Genomic DNA, 449 nt, shown 5'->3' with positions numbered 1-449 from the left:
GCGGATTTTACCTATTATGAGGTCGAAACGGAGAAGTGGCTGAACCTGGGGGACAAGGTGAACTTCCGGGGCAAGGAGCTGGCGGTGGCCGCAGCGGTATCTGCCCTGAAGGACGGCACTCTCGTACATACTTATACGCTGCGTCTGGAGTCCGGCATCCGGCAGCCGTTCTACCTGAATGACCGGATAACGGGCGTTTCGCTGGACGGGAAAATCATCGACGTGCAAAAGGATCGGGTACGCGTGCATCTGGATATCGACGAAATCCAGGATAAAAGCCTGGCGGTATGGCTTCCTTTTGAGTCGCCCTATACGGCGGAAGGCAGCAGCGGGCTGTATGTCATGCCGCAGTTGGGTGACGCGGTGCAGGTGTATTTTCAAAGCGCGAGGGAAGAGGAAGCGATGGTGCGGGGCTCGGTCCGCAAAAGCGGACAGCCTTCCCCCAAGCT

General features: G+C 57.9%; 1 protein-coding gene. It reads left to right on the top strand.

Features of this window, described 5'->3' with window-relative positions; genetic code table 11:
• Nucleotides 1-449 (top strand): phage baseplate assembly protein V (locus ACE5LO_RS27815; RefSeq protein ID WP_375523144.1); only part of this gene is annotated, 449 nt, incomplete at both ends.

It is taken from the genome of Paenibacillus medicaginis, from assembly GCF_042138635.1.
GTDB classification, from domain to species: Bacteria; Bacillota; Bacilli; order Paenibacillales; family Paenibacillaceae; genus Paenibacillus; species Paenibacillus medicaginis.
This window is presented reverse-complemented; position numbering and strand designations above follow the sequence as displayed.